Source organism: Maribacter aurantiacus (assembly GCF_005780245.1).
Classification (GTDB): domain Bacteria; phylum Bacteroidota; class Bacteroidia; order Flavobacteriales; family Flavobacteriaceae; genus Maribacter; species Maribacter flavus.
In genome coordinates this window covers 350,496-368,451 of sequence record NZ_VBUK01000001.1, presented here as the reverse complement: position 1 = coordinate 368,451, position 17,956 = coordinate 350,496, and the positions used below count along the sequence as shown (strand labels likewise).

The window sequence follows — 17,956 nt, the reverse complement described above, 5'->3', positions numbered from 1 at the left end:
TTGTTATTGGCATATTCTGTAGTGATTTGTAATTGAATCCCTCGAAGTGCTTTTAGAACATAGTGCTATGACCAAACAAACTACCTTTTTGGAGTTTACCGTTCCAAATATTAATATTAGAATCTCTTTATTGAGGGTTTCATTGTTTCTGATTTTTTTGGTAATCGGAACTTTTTCAACTTTTGCACAGGTAAAGAACAATTTTGAGGTAAGGTATTCCGCGGATATTAGGGGTGAACTAACCTTTGCAGGCAACAATATTGTCAATAGACAAACCCAAGAGGAAACAAGACAGGAGTGGCAATTCATTAATGGAAGATGGAGAAGGGTAACGGTTACGATACCCGCTACTTCCCCAAACGACCCGTATAATTTGACTGGTAGTTCGTCTGAGTACAATGATAACTTAGACATGCAATACATTGACGTGGATAGCGACCCTAGTACATTTAGTTCTAGTAGTGCAATTTTAACGGTTCCAGATCCTACATGTTCCTTAATTCGATATGCAGGTTTATATTGGTCCGCTGTATATGTAAATCCAGATCGTAGTAATATTGATCAGATTAGGTTTAGGGTACCGGGCGGTGCTTACCAAGACATTACCGCCGATGAAATTTTATTCGACGGGAACGGTGATGCAGATTTTGGTTATTACAGTCCATATGCAGCATACAGGGATGTAACGAGTATACTTACTGCATTACCGGATCCAAACGGAGAATATACGGTGGCAAATGTTAGGGCCAGTTTGGGAGGTGGTATTTCTGGCGGTATTTCTGGTGGTTGGAAATTGGTTGTAGTTTATGAGAATCCAAATCTTCCCGGCAGTAGATATATCACCACTTTTGATGGATACGCAGGAATTGCATCTGGACAAACTGTTGATATACCGGTAAGTGGGTTCACCAGTTTACCGGCTCCTTTTCCTGTAAACGCCAAAATTGGTGTTGCTGCTTTGGAAGGGGATAATAGGATATCAGGCGATGGATTGGCTATCGATGCCTTTGGTGGTGGCGTCTTTACACCTTTATCCAATACATTAAACCCAGCTACAAACTTTTTCAACTCAAATATTACTCGTTACGACGCATTGGTTACAGATAGAACCCCCAATAGTATCAATACCTTGGGTTGGGACATAGATCTTTTTGAGATAAACAATCAATTCAACAATGTCATACCAAACGATGCCACTAGTGCCGTATTGAGGGCAAGTTCCTCTCAGGACAAATATGATATCTTTTTTACGTCGTTCGATATAGAAATTATCGCTCCAAATATTGTTTTGGAAAAACGGGTTAACACTCCTGGCGGTGTGGACATTACCGGTCAGGGAGTTAATTTGGGCCAAGTTTTGGATTATGTACTATCCTTTCAAAATATTGGGAATGATGATGCGGACAATTATACCATTCGAGATGTCCTACCAATAAATGTTTCTCCGCCTGACGGCAGAACAGACTTTATACCATCTGATTTTGCGTTACCTCCAGGGGTAACTTACGTATATACACCTGCTTCAAGAGAAGTTATTTTTTCGATTCCAAATAATCTGGTAGAAGAGGATGGACCTGAATATTCTATTAGAATGCGGGTTCAGGTTGCAGAAAACTGTTTCGATTTTATTGATGCATGTTCGGATTTGATTCAGAATTTGGCCTACTCCTCGTATCAAGGAGTTGAAAATACCGCTATGGTTACAGATGACCCCAGTGTAACGGACTTCAATGCTTGTGGTTTTGTGGTTCCTGGAGCCACAAACTTCCTATTGGATGACCTTTCGGACTGTAATTTTCAACGCACCGTAGAACTATGTGGAAGTTCGGCCATATTGAATGCCGGAGATGGCTTTGACGAATATGTATGGGTAAGGGACGATAACGGAAACAATCAATTTGACGCGACCGATACGGTCATTACCGATGGTGACCCGGATAATGACCCAAGCACTATCGTTGTTACGCAGGTGGGTACTTATATTGTGGACAAGATAGTAGCAGACCCTTGTAAGGGGTTCAAGGAAATCATTACGGTCACTCCCTATGGAGCAGGTTTGATACCCAACCCTATAATTGAGTTGATGAACGCCGTCAATAATGATACGGATCCTTACAACGATATCGCCGGTGAAATTGTTCAATGCAGTGTGGACAATGCCATGTTGCCCAAGTTGTTTCTATGTGGCGCTGCGGACACAAAGGAGTTACAAATTAACATTATTGATGCACAATCCATTGTTTGGGAACAGCTGGACGAAGGAAGCTGCAGCCCTTCTGGGGACGATTGTGCCAATAGGGCCTTGACCTGTACCTGGAACCAAGTGGCAACCGGCAATACCTATACGGCGAATACGGAAGGCCAGTTCAGGCTTTCTGTCACCTATCAAAATGGGTGTACCAGTCGCTTCTACTTCAACGTATTTAGAAACAACTTGGACATCCAGTATACCAAGGAAGACATCATCTGTGCCAATCCCGGAAACATCACGATCACCAATTTGGGGAATGGCTATGGATACCAATTGGTAAATGACGATACAGATACCGTCGTGATTCCTTTCAGTGCCAACAATGGGCCTAGTTTTGATTTCAACGCGGGTGAAAATGGCAGTTATGTGGTGGAGGTTACCCAGTTGGACCTAAATGGAGATCCTATTGACAATGCCTGTATTTTTAGGACTCCGGTCATTGGAGTTTTGGATAGGGACGTAACTTTTGATGTATCCCATACGGACCCCAATTGTATATCACAGGGAAGTATCAACATTCAAATTAACAATGCCGAGCCCAATTATGAATATGAACTTCGTTTGGACGATGGTTCCAACGGTGGTCTAGGGACCTTGATCGATGATGAAACCGCGCAGATAGACAATGATTTTACCTTTTCCGGCCTGAATGCAGGAAACTATATTGTTATTGCCCGTACCCAAGATGGTTGTACCCATTCGGAGCAGGTAACCCTTGTCGACGGCAATGATTTGGAAATAGAGGCGCGGGTCTCACAACACATCACCTGTAGGGAAGGAAATATTCTCATGAGCTCCACTGGGGGCCAAACACCCCATAGATACGCTATTTGGTCCTATGAGGACGAAACGGGTACTATGGTTACCTCCTACCCAACACCCCAGGATATACCTGCGACCGAATTCCAGTCCAGCCAAATCTTCGATATCTACAATCCCGGTGATTACACCTTCGTGGTGGTAGATCGAAACAATTGTTTTGCATTTTCTAACACGGTTACTATTGAATTTAGACCGGCAGCCGAATTTTCAGGCACTACCATAGAAGATCAAGCTTGTTTTGGCGACGCTTCGGGGTCCATACAGATGAATCTTTTGGACGATAATGGCTACCAACTTACATATTATCTTTTTGATTTTGATATTCCACAAATTGACGTAATCAACGATAATTTTGACATTAATGATGCGATTGCCGCCAATGCTTCGGGCTATTTTGGAAATTTGATGCCAGGCGATTATACCATTGTGGTCAATATGCGTAAAGGAAGCGCTGCCTGTAACTATCCGTATTACCATACGATTAGTGGTCCCGCAAATGCTTTATACGCCGAATCGGCATTGGTACAAGATTATAGCTGTTTACTGGATGGCATTATAGAGGCCCAGAATGTATCCGGAGGAACGGCACCTTACAGCTATAGCATCGATGGAATAAACTTTATTCCGGATACGACACCAAACGCACATCGGTTTGAAAATTTAACCGCCGGTACCTATACCGTATCGGTTAGGGATGCTGCGGGATGTGTATATGCCACAACTCCAATAATCATCGACCCAACGGACCCTCCAACGGATATTACGGTTGTTGAATCCCAAATAACCTGTCCAAGTGGTACGGTAGATTTACAGGTTACCTCAATTGGGGGGACCGCTCCTTTGACCATTCAGATTGTTGCCCCTTCAACGATAGCACCGGATGCCACACTAGGAAATACAGCCGACTTTAACGGTTTGGCCCCGGATACGTATACCATTAGGGTAACGGATGCCGATGGTTGCTTTTACGAAGAAAACCATACCATAGCACCTATTGTACCCATTACCATGAGCGGTATCACGGTAACTCCTGTTTCCTGTTTTGGTGCGACCGATGGAACGGTACAGTTCAACGTCAATTATCAAACCGGACAAAATTTCACCTATACCGTAACCGGACCTTCCGGAACTGTTGCTACGGGAGGGGTTCAGGCCACAATAAACCTTCCTAACCTGGGCTCGGGCAATTACACCTTGGACATTTTGGATACGGATACCAATTGTACGTACAATACGACCCATACCTTGGAAGGACCTCCATCGGCATTGACGGTAGCTGCACCTATGGTAACGCAACCCACGTGTTTGGACGATGGTAGTGTAATCGTTGCTGCATCGGGTGGATGGGGAAGCTATGAATATACCCTTTATAATCCGGATACCTCGCTATTCGGCACCAATACGAATGGCGTATTTAATGGATTGACCCAAGGAGGCACCTATACGGGCACCGTTACGGATGCCAACAATTGTGCGGTACCCTTTACTTTTGATATAAACCCGGCAACCGCTCCTGTACTGGCAGTAACGCCCAATGATTTCTGTTATGACGATGCGGTTGGATTGACGTTAACAGCCAATGTTACATCAGGAGGCGATGGTAATTTTGAATATAACATCAACGGAGGTGGTTATAGCACATCAAATCTGTTTACAGGCCTTGCTCCTGGAACGTACACCATCAATGTTAGGGATGGAAATAGCTGTACGGATACCCAAACGATAACAATCGATCCAGAACTAAGTGTGATTGCAAGCGCAGGGAATATTGCTGCTTGTGCTACGGACACAGAAATTGATATTACGGCCGCCGGGGGCGACGGAAATTATGTATATGCCGTTGTTGTTGATGGGGTAACCCCAACTGACGGAGATTTCGCAGCTATAAATCCTGTAACAGTAAATGCACCAGGGGATTATGATGTGTATGTTCGAGATAACAACGGAATCACAGGATACTGTGAAGCCAGCTATGACATCAATATTGTTCAAGATGCTCCATTGACCCTTTCAGTATCCAACACACCAATTCTTTGTAGTGGAGAAAACCAAGCAACCATAACCATTGTGGCAAGTGGTGGGGAAGCTCCTTATCGTTATAGTATAAATAACGGAGCAACCTATCAAACAACCAATACCTTTAATAACCTGGGCACGGGGAATTACACGGTTCGGGTACGGGATGCCAATAATTGCGAGGTAAGTCAGTTATATTCGATTACGGAACCTTTTACCTTGTCCGCTTCCGCTGCCGTTACCCAGTTGATCGAATGTAATCCAAGTGCCGGTGCTGAGGTAAGGATTACCAATGTACTAGGAGGAACGGCACCATATTCCTACAGTTTTGACGGAGGATTGTCCTATGGGGCGAATGCCATTGATTATTTATTGGCAGGTACACATACGCTATACGTGCAAGATGCCAACGGTTGTACTTACCCAATGTCCGTAACAATTGATCCGGCACCAACACCTCCCAATGTTACCTTGACCCCAACGGTCGATTACTCCTGTGATGGAACGGGTATCGTAACCATAGGAACGGACGATCCTAGCTTGGATTACACGTATAGCTTGAATGGGACGCCAAATACACCTGCAGATTCGAATATTTTCACCAATGTTCCTGTCGGCACCCATACGATTTCGGTAGATTATATCAGTAATGTGGCTCCTTCTCCGAGTGTTTTATTACGTGAGGATTTTGGTGTTGGTGCGCCAACCAGCATTACGGAAATAGACCCATTATTCTGTTTTGAACCTCAAGACGGAAGCCCAAGTAGTTGTCCTAGCTTTGGTACGGACACCCATATACAGGACGGGGAGTATTCTGTGGCAAATACCATTGTGAACCCTTATACATGGTTGGTACCCAACGAACAATCCGGAAACCCAAATGGTAGATACCTTGCTATAAATATTGGTGGGGTCGCCGGTGTAAATGGTATTGTTTATGCCAAAAGGGGAATCGAAGTGGTTCCAAATAGGGACATTACCATTTCCATTGATGTTTTTAATCTCAAATTTGTTGGTTCTACAGGGGCTGATGCCAATCTGGATGTTCAACTGGTAAACTCATCGGGCACGGTCATAGCAAGCATACCCACAGGTAATATTCCAAAGAGTACGGATCCCGATATCTGGGAAAATTACAACATCACATTAAATCCAGGTGCGGAGACAAATTTGGATATAGTAATAAGGACCATTGGAACTGCAACTGCAGGAAACGATGTTGTTATCGATAATATCGTCGCGACACAACTTCCGGAACAATGTCCACAAACGGTAACCATAGATGTAACCGTTGAACCGGGCAACGCATTTGAGGCCTCCATTGTTTCTGCCATGAATGTTACCTGTAATGGCGATACGGATGGCTCCATTACTTTTGACGTAGATAATTTTGGTACTGGTGGTTTTGAATATAGTTTGGATAACTTCACTACGATATTGGGAAGCTCCACAACCTCTCCACAGATCATTTCCGGTCTTTCCGCGGGGAATTATACAATTTCTATCAGGGATGTGGATAACCCCATTGCAGGTTGTACGGTTATTTTAAATCAGGCCATCAACGAACCGACCCCTGTGATAGCTTCGGCAACGATAAATAGTCAGGCTACTTGTACGGATGGCGGAGTGATCATTGCATCGGCTACGGGTGGCACCCCCAACTACAGCTATCAACTGGAAGATGGTGTCGGAGGCATTATTGCAGGTTTTGATTTTGCCACCAATGGCAGCAATACCACTTTCAGCGGACTTATCCCGGGCGATTATTTGGTGCGTGTGCGTGATATAAACAATTGCGAGGATGTAATCGATGCCCCGCTCACCATAAACCCAACGGACCCAATCGTGTTTACGGCAGAACCCACAACCTGTTATAGCGGAAACAACGATGGTGAAATTGTTGTGAACGTTACCAGTGGAAATGGCGGATATCAGTTTAGGATAAACGGCGGCCCCTGGTTGGCTCCAACACCAACAACCGCCACTACATATACTTTTGGCAATCTTTCCGCAGGTTCTTTTGATATTGAAGTAAGGGATGCCCTAGGATGTCCTTTGGCACCCAATACCCAAACGTTAACGATAAATCCCCAATTAACTGCCAATGCGGTTCTAACGAGCGATTTAACATGTTTGATGGATGCATCCGTTACGATAAATGCTAATGGAGGTTCAGGAACATACGTATATGAATGGTCCAATGATGGGGGAACCACCTATTCCAATTCGAACTTTGCCGGGAACGTATTTACGACCAACCTATTTGGGAACTTTGTATTTAGGGTCACGGATACCTCTGCGCCCGTAAATTGTGTGGTGGTAACCAATCCTATTACGATTACGGAAGCGCAAACTCCTGTAATTGCCAATGTAGTTCCAACGGATATATTATGTAATGGTGAAAGCACGGGCTCCTTGGATGTTCAAATAGATACTTCCGTGGGCGTACCTCCTTATGTAGTCAATGTAGAGGAAACTTCTGGCCCTACCAATTATGGAACCCAGACCACAGGTTTACCAGCGGGCAATTATGAGGTGACCATTACGGACAGTAAAGGTTGTGTTTCCGCTCCATTTCCGGTAACCATTTCTGAACCTAGCCCTATTGTTTATACTACCTCAGACGTGCCAATTACTTGTGATGCTGGTTTGGGAACCACAAATCCCGGTGAAATTTCCATTTCAGGGGTTTCGGGTGGAACGGCGGAGTATACCTATATTTTAACGGGTAATAATGGGATTCCTACACAAACCCATATCACAACACCGGGTACAAGAGACCATACTTTTACGGTATTGGAATTCGGTATTTATCAAATTGATGTAGTGGATGCCAACGGTTGTGCTTCCTACACGACCGAAATCATAGCCTCACCACCCAATGACCTGGATATTGATGTATCTACGGCCACGGTTGATTGTTTGGTAGGGGGAACGGCCGTAGTATCTGTTGGTGCTGCCGTAGGAAGTGGGAACTACGAATTTGCCATTTTGGAAACGTATTCGGCTCCTTATTCCAGTAGCTATCAGGCTCCGGATGTTCTTGGAGGCTTTACTTCAACGTTTACCGGACTTACACCTGGCATCACGTATACTTTTGTGGTTTTCGATTTGACCACCAATTGTTATTATTTTGAGGAGGCCGCTGCACCCATCAACACGCCATCATCCATGGTGGCTACGCTTGACGCTGTTAATAACGTAAGTTGTACAGGTTCCGCAGATGGTAACATATCCTTTACTTTTTCTGGGTTTGATGTTGCTGCTACCGATGTACAATATGAAGTTTTCAACAGGCAATCCAACATAACAACCGGGTATATGGGTACATCCAGTGTAAACCCACCCAGTTCCGTTACGGTAAGCAATTTTGCGACCTTGCCTCCAGGGGAATACTATTTATTGCTTACGGAAGTGGGCGGACCCAACAACGGTTGTTCCGTAGATGGAGGTACTTTTACGATACGAGAATCCGCCTTTGCGCTGGATTTGGATGTCGCCTCTCCACAAAACGACAATTGTAACCTCAACGCGGGCATCATTACCGCAGCGGGACGAAACGGAACGGCTCCGTATGAATATCAATATTTACTGGATACCGCCCCTGCTCCTTTGGCAACTGATGCGGGATGGATAAATAACACCACAGCAAATGTAGAAGCCGGTGATTATATCGTGTATGTTAAGGATGCTTATGGTTGTATTTTCCAAAGGCCTATCACGGTATTGGAAGATCCAAGTCCAATAATTAGTTTGAGTATTGTTGATGAATGTGCCGATGAGGGAATGTTCCAAGTAAGTGTAACCTTGGATAATCCATTGGTAGCTTCGGCCCCTTTCCAGATAAGGGTGAATGGAAATGCCTTCCAAAACTTTACCTTTGATGTCAGCAACCAATACTTGGTAACAGGCCTTAGCTCTGGTTTGGCACAAACTATAGAGGTTAGGGATGTAAATGGATGTTCAGTAACTGAAACATTTGATATTCAACCACCCTTACAGTTCAATGCTACGTTGACAACCTTATTGGATTGTGAGGTAGTTCCTGCCAACAATGCGGAAATCACGATCAATGTGACCGCGGGATCTGGTTCCTACGATTATGAAATTGATGGCCCCGGAGCAGTGGACCAATCAAGAACAGCAATGGGCGGTTCAAGTATCACATGGACAGGTGCCAGTATTGACGGCAACTATACTGTAACGGTATATGATACAAGTACGGCGATACCCAATTGTTTGGGCAGCATCGTGGTCAATGTTCCGCCAGCGGTACTACCAAACATTAGTGTTTCCAGTTTTACGGATGTTACTTGTAACGGGGCCCATGACGGATCCATAACCGTAACGAGTACGGATGTGGGCACCGGACCTTATTCCTATGAAATAATTTCCGGACCTGGAAGCAGTGCCACATTCCCTATTGCACCAACGACCAGTACGGCCACAAGGGCCACGTTCCAAGGGTTGGAAGGTTTGATTGCTCCAGGAATCACCTACACCATTAGGGTTACTGCAGCCAATGGTTGTTCAATGGACATCACTCAGGCAATTACAGAGCCTGAAATCATCACCAATGTGAATGCATCGGTGGTTGAATTTGCCTGTACGGTTGGAAACAACGAAAACAACGCAACGATTACCATAGATACTTCGGCAATTACAGGTGGTTCAGGAACTTACGTGAGGTATGAATTTATAGAAGAGGACGACCCGAACACGGCACCCATAGAGGCTCCGGTAGTTGTTCAATCTGGAACGAATCCCGTGTACACTGAAACCGATTTTGCTGGTGGAAGCTATACCATTAATGTGTACGATAGCAACGGCTGTTTAGGCTCCACGACTGCCATTGTAAATCCGTTTGACGAATTGATATCCGCTTCGGTCAGCATCACGAATACGGTTACATGTACCCCAGGAAACGATGGTGAGTTGACCATGAGCGTGGCATCTACCTTGGGCGACCCATCGAGATTTGAATATAGTATAGACAACGGTTTAAACTATCAAGCATCCAATGTTTTTGGAGGTTTGGCAGCAGGGCCCTACACCATTTTGGCAAGGCATATAGATACAGGATGTATCATCTCTTCATCTGAAACCTTGTTGGAACCTAATACTTTTACAATTAATGTTGCCAAGACAAGCGATGTGGTTTGTTATGGAACATCAACAGGTGCGGTCAACTTTGAATTGGTAGATGCAACTTATCCGGGAGGCTTTACTTGGACAGTTTACGATACCAACGGAACCTTGGCAAATACAGCCGATGATATTTCCGTGGTAACGGGTAATGAGGCCACGAACGGTCCAACAGCCGACATCAATTTACCGGCAGGAAGTTATTACGTATCCATTTCACAGGACAACAATCCATTCTGTGTAAACACAGAAGCTTTTACCATTGCAGGGCCTAGCATGGCCATTAGCGGAGCAATTGCCACTACGGACATTACGTGTGTTCCAGGTAATGATGGCATCATAGAAATCATAAATGTTGCTGGGGGATGGGGAGGTTATGCCTATTACATTGGTGTAGCAGCTCCAAGTGCTCCATCAGACTATTTGGTATCTCCTTCTTTAGGAGGTCTATCTGCAGGAACGTACCAGGCTTGGGTAAGGGATGCCCAAGGTTGTGAGCAATTGATAGACAACACTATTGTGTTGGTAGATCCTACCCCAATAACTGCCAGCTTACAGGTAAATCAGGAAAACTGTACCAATTTGGAAGGTGAGATTGAAGTATTGGCATCAGGAGGCCAAGGGTCCAACTTTACCTATCAGTTGGTATTGAACGGTTCTAACTTCCGTGCTTCCCAGAATACGCCTATATTCTCTGGATTGGGCGCCGGCAACTACGAGGTAATGGTTACCGATCAGTGGGGATGTAGCGCGACAACCCCGGCCGTTTTACTGTACGAGGAAATGAATTTGTCAACGACCGTAGACAAGCCAATCGACTGTACCCTTAATCCAGGTGGCGAAATCACAGTTGGTGTAACGGGGGGTTCCACAAACCTAGAGTTTGTTATGACCACACCATCAGGTACAATAGTCACCCAATCAACAGGTATTTTTACAAATCTAACTGAAATTGGAATTTACAATTTTGTAGTTAGGGACTTGGATACTACGAATCCCGTATGTCAGAAAAGTATCTCACAAGCGCTAGTTGCTCCAATAACGCCCGTTTTATTGGATGCTACCATAATCGACGTAAGCTGTGAAGGAGGTAGTGACGGTAGTTTAAGGGCTATTTTAGACCCAACTACCGATGGAAATCCTAACTATCAATATGAATTGATTGGGGTAAGTGCTGGAGCTCCAAATAGACCATTACAAAGCAGCCCTTTGTTTGATAACCTACCGGCAGGAGACTACCAAGTGAGAGTGGTGTCCGGACTAGGTTGTGAAGACATCAAGAACGAAACGATAACGGAACCACAACCTTTGGTCATTAGTGCTTCTGCTACCACATTTGATTGTGCTCCGGATAACAGCATCAATACGGCTGTGGTAACTATTACTGTGGAAGATGGTGCCGCGACCCCTGGGGTTCTTTCGGGAACGGGGCCATACTTATACAGCTTAAATGGTATTACCTATCAATCAGCCAATACATTCAATATCGCTGATAACGGGACGGTGCAAAATATCACGGTCTATGTTAGGGATGCCAATGGATGTATCGCAACGGATATCGTCACCATTCAGCCAATCAATAGATTTACGGCATCGGTTTCTACAGATGTGGACATCACGTGTACAAATGATGAAACGGTTACCATTACGGTTTCGGACAATGGATTGGCGCATACGTATACGTACGAGTTATTGCCTATTGGCAATACAAATGCAGTACAAACAGGATCTACGGCCACATCGGCTACTTTTGATCTATTGACAACGGGTTCATACACATTTAGGGTAACCGATGTGGACACAGGATGTTATTTTGATACGCCCGCCTATAATGTAGAACCGTATGACTTCATTAGGGCTACAGCCACTGCAGTTACTCCGGTTACATGTTTTGGGGATTCCAATGGTGAATTGGAAATAAACATCACAGGGTATACTGGGAACTATAATTATCGAATATTCGATGCTGCAGGTAACCCTGTTGGTGGAGTGGTGAGTACGGATACGTCCGTTAACCCTAGGGTTGTAGGAGGTCTTTCCGGTGGTAATTATTACGTCACCATTACAGAAACGGATGTTCCTTTCTGTTCTGAAGACACCAATATGGTCACCATCGCTTCTCCAGATATGGCACTTACGGCTGCCGTGGACATACTAGCGCAGCCAACATGTACCAACGATAGGGGCGAAATTCGTGTAGTTCCAGAAGGTGGGTTTGGACCATATACCATTTCCATCACCAATGGAACCGATACGTTTACTGAAAACAATGTGTATGCAAATGTGTTCAACGGTCTTTCCGCGGGTACCTATGACATTACGGTAACGGACCAAGCAGGTTGTCCTTACACGGACTCTGTGGTACTTGACCCTGCCACACCCATAGTTGCAAATGCCACTCCATTAGTGACCAATTTGGCATGTTATGGCGATATGGGCGCTACGGTTACCGCAAATATAACGGTTGCCGGAGGAAGCGGTTCTTATGAATATATCTTGAACTATATTGATGAGGACGGAACGACGATTCTTTTCTCTACGGCGTCGCAACTAAGCCCCAATTTCAACGATTTGGGAGCAGGCATCTATAGTATAACGGTTACTGATGGCTGGGAATGTGACGTGACTACCAACACGGTAGAAATCATAGAACCTACTCCGGTAAGAGCTCAATTGATACGGACCGATCCATTGACCTGTGCTACCGGTGCGGAGTTTGAACTTACCGCTACAGGAGGAAGTGGAAGCTACGAGTACAGTGCGGACGGTATCACATTTATGCCTATGACAAGCAATCCAATGGGATTACCTGCAACTGGAACACTAGGAGCGGGCACCTACCAGTACTTTGTAAGGGATGCTATCAACGGTTGTGATGCAGTTCAATCGAATGCAATTACGGAAGACATGATCGACCCATTGGTGCTGTTGGTGGACCAATCTGCTGCCTATATCAATTGTACGGGCGAAAGTACAGCCATTATCTATGCCGATGCTTTTGGAGGGCTTGGCAACTATCAGTTCGAGTTGTTTACCGATGCTTCCTTAAGCGTTGCCTCAAGAATTGCCGGTCCAACATCCATTCGCGAATTTAGAAATCTGCCTGCAGGCACGTATTATGTCTCTGTGACAAGTGAGGATTGTACCACGTTGCCAGAGGAGGTTATCATTACGGAACCTGTTCCATTGACCTATGTTGATGAGGTAATCAATGTAACTTGTGAAGGGGAAGGAAATGGTAGTATAACGGTAACGCTTTCCGGGGGTGCTGGAGGATATCAATACGCGATTTCCCCCAACTTGAACCAGTTCGACACCGTGAATACGTTTACAGATTTGGAACCGGGAGATTACATCATAATCGCCCAAGATCAGAATGGATGTTTCGAGTATTTGGAGTATACGATTACCGAACCATCTATGTTAATGGTGAATGCTACCACTACTCCTGAAATTTGCGTGGACAGTCAGGATGGAACGATTTCATTGAACATCACGGGAGGTACAGCTCCATATAGCACGGCGTTGAATTCCAACGATGATGCGGATTTTGTTCAGGGCAGAATCGACTTTACGGATATGGCCGCCGGCAACTATTTGATTTTCGTTAGGGATGCCAATGGCTGTGAAACCAATGTGGTCGTGGATATAGAACCAGGTGTAAATCTTAACGCCACGGTTGAACCTGTTTATGTGTGTACGGGAGACCTTCCGGACAATTACGTGAACATCACCTTGGAGGATGAAAGCCTCATTGGGGATGTGATGTACGCATTGGATAGTACGGATGCTTCTGCGCTGCAACTCAACCCAGACTTTAGGAACATTGCTCCAGGAAACCACTATATCACCATTGCGCATTCAAATGGCTGTTTGGTTACGGTAGACTTCACCATTGAAAGTTTTGAACCTTTGACCCTGCTACTTGAACAACGAAGCCTAAACGAGATAACGGCAATTGCCGAGGGAGGTAGTCCAGAATACACCTATTATTTTGATGGTGTTGACAATGGAAACGACAATACGTTCTACATTATGAGGACGGATACCTACGAGGTTAGGGTAGTGGACCAAAACGGATGTGAGATGATTGCCAGCATCTTCATGGAATTCATTGACGTCGATATTCCTAACTTCTTTACTCCGGATGGTGATGGTGAAAACGACTTCTGGATTCCAAAAAATATTCAGCAATTCCCGGATATACTAATAAAGATTTATGACCGTTATGGTAGAGTGGTTTCCAGACAGGCCCATGATGCCAAGGGATGGGATGGAAGATACGAAGGCAAGGAATTACCAACCGGAGATTACTGGTACGTCATTCAATTGAACGGGGAGGAAGATAGTAGGGAATTTGTTGGCCATTTCACTTTATATAGATAAAACTTAACCTAAATACTATGTTTAAGAGATTATTGACCTTAGCACTTATCACAAGCGCCTTATATGTAAGAGGTCAAGAACTTAATTCCCCACAGCTCTCCCAGTATCTGGCGGATAACCCGTTTGTATTGGCCCCCACCTATGCAGGGATTGGAGACCATGTTAAGATACGGCTCAATGGTTTGGCACAATGGGTAGGCATAAAGGATGCTCCCAGGACACAATCCTTGGCCGCTGATATGCGGATTGGGGAAAAATCCGGGGTGGGCGTGTTTCTATATAACGATTCAAACGGATATACCAAGCAAAGGGGCGCCAGGGTTTCTTTTGCCCATCACCTAACTTTGGACAGGTATGAGGACGAGTTTCTATCCTTTGGCCTTTCCTATAATTTCAACCAGTTCAACATCGATATCGATCAGTTCAATCTTATCGACTTTCCCGATAATGGAATCGTAAACAACAGGCAAACGACCAACCACAATTTTGATGTGGGCGTTTTGTATCGATATGACAAGTTTTACTTTGCGGCGAATGCCTCCAACCTATTGGACAAGGATCCAAGAGACCTTACGTTTGATATAGACGAGCCCAATGAATTGAGAAACTATTATGTGTATACAGGCTACAGATATACCAAAAGTAGGACAAGTAATTTGGAAATTGAGCCCTCTATGTTGTTCAAGATTTTTGAAAGTGATGGCAGGTCCGAAACGGATTTGAACGTAAAGTTCAGATGGTACGATTTTGAGGATTACTACTACGCAGGGGTTACATACAGGTTCTTGAACGACCAGATAGGAAACCCGCTCTATATAGCCCCGATACTAGGGTTAAAGAAAAGCAACTTTTATTTTGGATACTCCTATCAGATAATCTTGAACGAGATTTTGGGCTATAGTACAGGTACCCATGTCGTTACCATAGGTGTGGATCTATTCCAAGGTATCAGCAATTGCAGGTGTACCTATTGATTTACCCATCTTTGTTTTAAGTTTGTAATCTAATCAATAATTGGATCATGGGGATTATTAGGGTAGATAACATTAGAGTGTATTCATACCATGGATGTCTTTCGGAAGAAACAAAAATCGGAAGTGATTATTTGGTAAATGTTGAGGTCAAGGCAGACCTTTCCAAAGCCATCGTATCCGATGCACTGAAGGACACCGTGGATTACGTTCATATAAACCGTATAGTGGTGGAGGAAATGGGCATTCCCTCCAAACTTCTGGAACATGTGGCCAAAAGAATAGGGGGCCGTATTTTTAAGGAACTCCCAATGGTCAAAAAATCGAGAATTTCAGTTGCCAAGGTAAACCCGCCCATAAACGGCGATGTGCAAAAGGTGCTGGTAGAATTATCGCTGAAGAGAGGAAAGTAGGATAATGGCATTGTGGCCGAACGGGAAGGCGAAACTCCTGTAAGGGTTTTATAGAGGTTCGAATCCATTCGATGCCTCAAAAGCTGAATAAATTCTGATAGAACCATGATAGAGCGGCAATGGGTCTATTATTTCAAACAAACTTCGTTTCCTTTAAAACAAAAGGATTATTTTTTACTAAATTTGCAATCATTTTAAAAAGGGCATCGTGGCCGAGTGGCTAGGCAGAGCTCTGCAAAAGCTTGTACAGCGGTTCGAATCCGCTCGATGCCTCCAAAACCTCCTATTCTTGGGAGGTTTTTTTAGTTCTGGAGCAGAAACAACAGAAAAACGGTGGGCATGAGATATATCACTATCGTCCTGGCACCGTCATAGTCCTTTGCCACCCGTTGCCCTAACAGCAGCATCAAAAGGGTGATACAGCCCAAAAGAGCCCCCCAAAAAGCCATGGATGTATTTTGGGAACTTAGGATTCCATAAATGCCCATTAATGAGGCAATCCCCGTAATTAGTTCCAGCGCTAGGATAAACCCCACTAGTAAAGGAACGGAATTCCTGAACGGCGTTTTTAAAAAGTGACCTTTTAACCATCCTATATTGCCCTTCCAATCGAATATTTTATCGGCCCCGCTTTGTAAAAAGGTCAAGGCCAAAAAAAGAAGCAAAATGAGCTCAGAAGCGTATTCCTGTATCGTTTCCATCAAGAAGGTATTTTAGTCGGTTTTTTATGAAGTAGCCTTGTAAGGCGAATGGATAGGTCCGTAAATATAATCTTCGCATTGCCATTTCTTTCCACGTGAAATATGGCATCTTCCAGTTCTTTGGTTATTTCCAGGATATTGTTTTCATGCACAAAGGGCGCGAATTTTTCCAACTGGAAGCCATCGGCATGAATCTTCATATAGGCCAGTTCGTGCACCCCGTAATTCAATAGCAGCGCCTGGCGCATTACCATAATGCAATAGTGTAGGAACTTTTTTTGGGTCTCCCTTCCGGTTTTCGCCAATTCATCGCTCCATAATAGTAATTCGTGTATTGCGGCTTTGTTTCCTTTCGCTTTAAAGGCACTGCGCACCCATTGCACGAACCACTTTTCGAACACCAGATCTTCCGAGTCCTTGTTCAAAAGGTCAAGTGCCTTGTTGAAGTTTCCATTGGCTTCGTGGGCGATTTGCATCGCCTCTTGTTGGGATGCCCCTTTTTTGAGAAGCGCATCGGCGATAACGTCCTCTGCCAAAGGTGGAAAATGCAAAATCTGGCATCTGGAACGTATTGTCTGTAGAATTTGCTCCTCATCCTGGCAAAGTAAAAGAAAGACCGTTTTTTCCGGTGGTTCCTCTACCAACTTCAAAAGTTTGTTCGATGCGGCGGTGTTCAATTTTTCGGCCATCCAAACGATCATGACCTTAAAACCGCCTTCATAGGATTTGAGGGATAGCTTTTTTACGATTTCCTTGGCCTCGTCCACCCCGATCTGGCCCTGCTTTTTTTCAATATCTATCAATCGGTACCAATCAAATAGGTTTCCATAGGGTTGCTCGGCCAAAAACTCCCGCCACTCCTTGCTAAAATTGTCACTTACGGCATGTTTTTTAGCCTGCTCCGTATTGGCAACGGGATAGACGAAATGTACATCTGGGTGGGCAAAGGAACTGAACTTTAGATTGCAGGCGGCGTTGCCGCCCTCATTTTCGCCATTTTGGTTGCCACATATCAAATATTGGGCATAGGCCAAAGCCATGGGCAAGGTGCCGGACCCCTCGGGGCCTACGAACAATTGCGCATGGGGAATCCTTCCGGCATCAGCACTAGATGTGAGATGGTTCTTTATATGGGGGAGCCCTAAAACGTCCTTGAATAGCATGGCTTCAAATATAATTGTTTTTGGAGCAGGAAAGAATAGCCATAATTTCTTGGGGAAGGTTTTAACGATACCTATTAATGGTTACATT

5 protein-coding genes and 2 tRNA genes are annotated in these 17,956 nt (G+C 44.5%); 5 read left to right on the top strand and 2 right to left on the bottom strand.

Annotated features, from left to right (window positions below; genetic code table 11):
• Positions 1-67: 67 nt before the first annotated feature.
• The 5 genes from FEK29_RS01605 to FEK29_RS01585 all read left to right on the top strand — a co-directional run bounded on the left by FEK29_RS01605 (position 68) and on the right by FEK29_RS01585 (position 16,280).
• On the top strand, positions 68-14,620 hold the full coding sequence (locus FEK29_RS01605) for a T9SS type B sorting domain-containing protein (RefSeq protein WP_138256651.1): 14,553 nt from the start codon (positions 68-70) through the stop codon (positions 14,618-14,620).
• Positions 14,621-14,637: 17 nt separating this feature from the next.
• Positions 14,638-15,594 (top strand): PorP/SprF family type IX secretion system membrane protein, encoded by a 957-nt coding sequence (locus FEK29_RS01600; protein ID WP_138256650.1) that lies wholly within the window; start codon positions 14,638-14,640, stop codon positions 15,592-15,594.
• Between the two features lie 47 nt (positions 15,595-15,641).
• Positions 15,642-16,004 carry a dihydroneopterin aldolase gene (gene folB / locus FEK29_RS01595; RefSeq protein ID WP_138256649.1) on the top strand — a complete coding sequence of 121 codons (363 nt, stop codon included), beginning with the start codon at positions 15,642-15,644 and terminating at the stop codon, positions 16,002-16,004.
• Positions 16,005-16,010: 6 nt separating this feature from the next.
• Positions 16,011-16,081: transfer RNA gene (locus FEK29_RS01590), tRNA-Tyr, on the top strand.
• Between the two features lie 125 nt (positions 16,082-16,206).
• Positions 16,207-16,280, top strand: a tRNA-Cys gene (locus FEK29_RS01585).
• A 26-nt stretch (positions 16,281-16,306) separates the two neighbouring features.
• Here the strand turns inward: FEK29_RS01585 and FEK29_RS01580 are convergent.
• Entirely contained in the window at positions 16,307-16,705 is a 399-nt protein-coding gene (locus tag FEK29_RS01580; protein WP_138256648.1) for a DoxX family protein, read from the bottom strand.
• Complete coding sequence (locus tag FEK29_RS01575; protein WP_138256647.1) at positions 16,705-17,868, bottom strand: DNA polymerase III subunit; 1,164 nt, start codon at positions 17,866-17,868, stop codon at positions 16,705-16,707. The genes FEK29_RS01580 and FEK29_RS01575 overlap by 1 nt, the downstream gene beginning before the upstream one ends.
• Between the last annotated feature and the right edge of the window lie 88 nt (positions 17,869-17,956).